The sequence below is a fragment of the Methyloceanibacter marginalis genome (assembly GCF_001723295.1).
GTDB lineage: Bacteria > Pseudomonadota > Alphaproteobacteria > Rhizobiales > Methyloligellaceae > Methyloceanibacter > Methyloceanibacter marginalis.
The window spans coordinates 1-3,765 of the sequence record NZ_LPWD01000303.1 but is presented as its reverse complement, the minus strand read 5'-3'; the positions used below and the strand labels follow the sequence as shown (position 1 = coordinate 3,765).

Annotated in this window: 4 protein-coding genes and 1 tRNA gene; all 5 read right to left on the bottom strand. The window is 63.5% G+C overall.

Features of this window, described 5'->3' with window-relative positions:
- Positions 1–332: 332 nt before the first annotated feature.
- The 5 genes from AUC71_RS11325 to mrdA all read right to left on the bottom strand — a co-directional run bounded on the left by AUC71_RS11325 (position 333) and on the right by mrdA (position 3,692).
- A complete protein-coding gene (locus tag AUC71_RS11325; protein ID WP_069624352.1) occupies positions 333–566 on the bottom strand; it encodes a hypothetical protein in 234 nt (77 codons plus the stop codon).
- 80 nt (positions 567–646) lie between these two features.
- Positions 647–722 (bottom strand) — tRNA-Lys (locus AUC71_RS11320).
- Positions 723–850: 128 nt separating this feature from the next.
- Positions 851–2,005, bottom strand: a complete 1,155-nt coding sequence (rodA, locus tag AUC71_RS11315) for a rod shape-determining protein RodA (RefSeq protein ID WP_069624351.1) — start codon at positions 2,003–2,005, stop codon at positions 851–853.
- Complete coding sequence (locus tag AUC71_RS21985; protein WP_069624350.1) at positions 2,002–2,475, bottom strand: penicillin-binding transpeptidase domain-containing protein; 474 nt, start codon at positions 2,473–2,475, stop codon at positions 2,002–2,004. Before AUC71_RS21985 ends, rodA begins: the two co-directional genes overlap by 4 nt.
- Complete coding sequence (gene mrdA / locus AUC71_RS11305) at positions 2,442–3,692, bottom strand: penicillin-binding protein 2 (RefSeq protein ID WP_069624349.1); 1,251 nt, start codon at positions 3,690–3,692, stop codon at positions 2,442–2,444. Before mrdA ends, AUC71_RS21985 begins: the two co-directional genes overlap by 34 nt.
- Positions 3,693–3,765 lie beyond the last annotated feature (73 nt).

Below are 3,765 nucleotides of genomic sequence, written 5' to 3'. Positions count from 1 at the left end.
CCGCTGGGCTAAAGTTCCTCATCGGGGTGCTTGCGTAGCCCCGTGTCATGTGTGTCATGAGACCCTACTCTGGCCCCGCCACCTGCGGGGCCTCTTCTTGCGTCGATGCCAAGAGTCCAACCGTATAACTGTCCATTTTGCCAGGGAGAAATGCTCTTCGAGGAATCGAAGAACCGCTATCGCTGCCCGGATTGTGAGACGATTGTGGAGCTTGGAGACAGGCCTGCAGGGAATGAACCCGAAGATGCTGAGTGAAAGTCGAGGCCGCCGCACTGGGTGGTGCGACGGCCTCTAGTGCGAGTCAGGGAGGTGAGGCCCCGGCCGGGACGTTCCTACTTTTTCCGATCTGCTGTGAGAATGTCGTCCTTGAGAGTTTCCGCGTCGGAGATCAGACGACGGAGGTGCATCAAGACCGCCTGAAACTCGTCTTCGTTTAGTTCGAATCCGTTCCCGCGCGTGTTCGTCATGGCGAGATCAATCAAACGCAGATCGCACGCGATCAGCCTGAGCCGGTCGGCTGCGTCGGCAGCAGCAGGCGAATAAGGAGTTGGGATTTTTTCAAGCATGGAAACCTCCGGTGTTACCTAGTGGGTTACCTACGGAGGGAAGCGGCTTCGCTTCTATGCCTCTAAGTCTTTGAAAAGACTGGTGGGCGCACACGGACTCGAACCGTGGACCCGCTGATTAAGAGTCAGCTGCTCTACCAACTGAGCTATGCGCCCTCAGAAGTACCCTCCCCGAGAGAGGCCCATCTGGTCTGGAGCGTTCGGCGCTCCAAGGGTGCTCCCCTTAGCACTGCCCCGGTTGACCTGTCCAGTTTGCCTTTGCGCCAAAATGGCTAGCCGCCGCCTTACCATAGAGCCCGCACTTCCGACCGGCGGAAGGTGACGTTGCGATTGATATGGGCGTTGAGGACAAAGCCGAGCCCGATGATCATGGTCAGCATCGAGGTGCCGCCATAGGAGACGAGCGGCAGTGGCACGCCGACCACCGGCACCAGCCCCGTGACCATGGCGACGTTGATGAACACATAGGCCAAAAAGCGTGAGCCCGACGCTGCGGCGAGCAGCTTGGCGAAGATGCTCCGGCAGCGCAGCGCCATATAGGTGATGAACAGCAGCGCCAGCAAGTAAAGGGCGAGCAACACCACGGCGCCGACAAAGCCCATCTCCTCGGCGAACATGGTGAAGATGAAATCGGTGTGCTTCTCGGGCAGGAAGTTGAGCTGGGCTTGCGTGCCTTGCATATAGCCTTTTCCGGCAAGCCCGCCCGACCCGATAGCGATCTTCGACTGGAGGATATGGTAGCCGGAGCCGAGCGGATCGCGCTCGGGGTCGATGAAGGTCAGCACCCGCTCTCGCTGATAGTCGTGCAGCTTCTCCCAGGCATGGGGCAGCGCCACCACAACGCCGACGATGACCGCGCCGAAATAGAACCAGCTGACGCCGGCCAGAAACAGCAGCCCGCCGCCAATGATGGCGAACAGGGCCGCGGTGCCCAGGTCGGGCTGCGCGAGTGCGAGCAAGATCGGGAGAGCGATCATCAGGACCGGCGGCAGAAGCGCGTCGGGGCGCCAGATCTTCTCGGGCGGCAGCCACTGATAGTATCGGGCGAGCGCCAGGACCAGCGTGATCTTCATCATCTCCGAGGGTTGGAAGCTGAGCTCGCCATAGCCAAGCCAGCGCCGGGCGCCCCCGCTCTCGACGCCGATGAACGGCACCAAGATCATCAGGAGCAGCGCCGCCAGGTAGAGCGGATACGCGCCGCGTAGCCACAAGCGGATGTCGGAGAACGCCACGGCGAAGAGCAGCGCCAAGCCGAAACAGAACCGAACCACGTGGCGGCTGGCCCAAGGATCGAGTGAACCGCCCGCCACCGAGTAGAGCGATGCCGCCCCCACCAAAACGATGCCCGTAATCAGCAAAATGAATGGCCAGTTGAGCAGGAGGAGTTTCTTGCTCAGATTGAGTTTTGGCGCCGGGGCCTCGGCGAAGAGCAGCTTCATCGCACAGGCTCCACCGCCGCGACGGCCGCAGGCGGCGCATCGCTGTTCGCGACGAAGGTGGGACGTCCGGCCGGATCGCGCAGTAAGGCCTCGGTGACGACATCGCGCACCACGGGCGCGGCCGCAGCCGAGCCGCCACCGCCATGCTCGACCACACAGGCCGCGGCGTAGCGCGGCGCGTCCGCCGGGGCATAGGCGATGAACAGCGCATGCGTCTCGCGCTCGTAGGCGGAGAGCTTGTGCTCGTTTTGGAAGCTGACCACCTGTGATGTGCCGGTCTTGCCGGCCATCAGCATGTTCGGAATCTGCAAGGCCGAACGGCGCGCCGTGCCTCCCGGCTCGTTCACCACGCCGATCATGCCGCTTCGGACCATATCGAGATGCGCCGGGTCGAGGCTCAGCAAGGGCCAGGGCTCGGTCTCTCCTGGCGATAGGATCAGCTTGGGCAGCACGGCGCGGCCCGTGGCCACGCGCGCGACATGACGGCGAGCTGCAGCGGCGTGGTCGAGACGAAGCCCTGGCCGATGCCGGCGATCACCGTCTCGCCGGTGTACCAAGCCTCCATGAGATTGGCGCGCTTCCACGCCTGATCGGGAATGATGCCCGCACTCTGCCCCGGGAGACCGCAATCATAGATCCGGCCGAGACCGAGATGGCGCGCGACCATGGCGAGATGGTCGATGCCCATGCGTTTCGCCGTCTCGTAGAAATAGGTGTCGCAGGACTGCTTGATGGCCTCGTGCACGTTGATGCCGCCGCCATGAGCCTTCCAGCAGCGGAAACGCTTGCGGCCGACCGAATAGCCACCGGGACAGCTCATGGTCTCATGCCCGTCGATCACCCCGGCGTGCAAGCCCGCAAGCGCCGTTACCACCTTGAAGGTCGAGCCAGGCGGGTATTGCCCGCGGATGGCGCGATTGTTCAGAGGGTGATCGGGATTCCGGCTGAGCTCCCGCCAACGTTCCAGGTTCACATCGAACGCGACATCGTTGGGATCGAAGGTCGGGGTCGACGCCATGGCGAGGATGCCGCCGGTCACGACGTCGAGCACCACCACCGAAGCCACCCGGTGCTCCTTGATGCGGTCCAGCGCCACGGTCTGCAGATGATGATCGATGCTCAGGACCAGGTCCCGGCCGCGGCTGCTCGGCTTCGATCCCAATTCGCGAACCACGCGGCCGCGGGAATCGACTTCGTATTTGACGCTGCCCGGGCTGCCACGGAGTTCCCGGTCGAAAGTCTTTTCGACGCCGGTGCGCCCGGTGCGGAAGCCCGGCAGCCGCATGACCGGATCGAGATCGACCTCTTCCTTGCCGGCCATGCCCACATAGCCCACGAGATGGGCCATGGGCCGGGAGTGGTAGTATTTGCGATAGGCGGAGCGGTCGGCGCGCATGCCGGGAAGCTGCGGAGCGAGCACGTTGAGGAGCGCAAATTGGCGCCAGGTCAGTCCTTCCGCGATGAGGATGGGATAATAGCCGCTCTGGCGGCGCGCCGCGCGCATGACGCGGTCGCGCGTGGCGCCCGAAACCGGAACGATCTTGGAGAGCGCATCCAGCGTGCCGGGCAGGCTCTTGCAGAAGGCGGGCAGCACCAGAAGGCGCAGATTCTCTTTGTCCTCGGCGATGAGCGCGCCGAAACGATCGTAGATGGAGCCGCGTGCAGGCGCCACCAGCTGCATCATCATCCGGTTTCGTCGGACAAGAGGCGATAATCGGACGAGCCAGGATCTGGAGCTGGTGCAGACGCCAGCCGAGAAG

Excerpts from the sequence above, each read along its gene's own strand:
- AUC71_RS11325 (WP_069624352.1), bottom strand. The coding sequence starts at position 566 with ATGCTTGAAAAAATCCCAACTCCTTATTCGCCTGCTGCTGCCGACGCA.
- rodA (WP_069624351.1), bottom strand. The coding sequence starts at position 2,005 with ATGAAGCTGCTCTTCGCCGAGGCCCCGGCGCCAAAACTCAATCTGAGC.
- mrdA (WP_069624349.1), bottom strand. The coding sequence starts at position 3,692 with ATGATGATGCAGCTGGTGGCGCCTGCACGCGGCTCCATCTACGATCGT.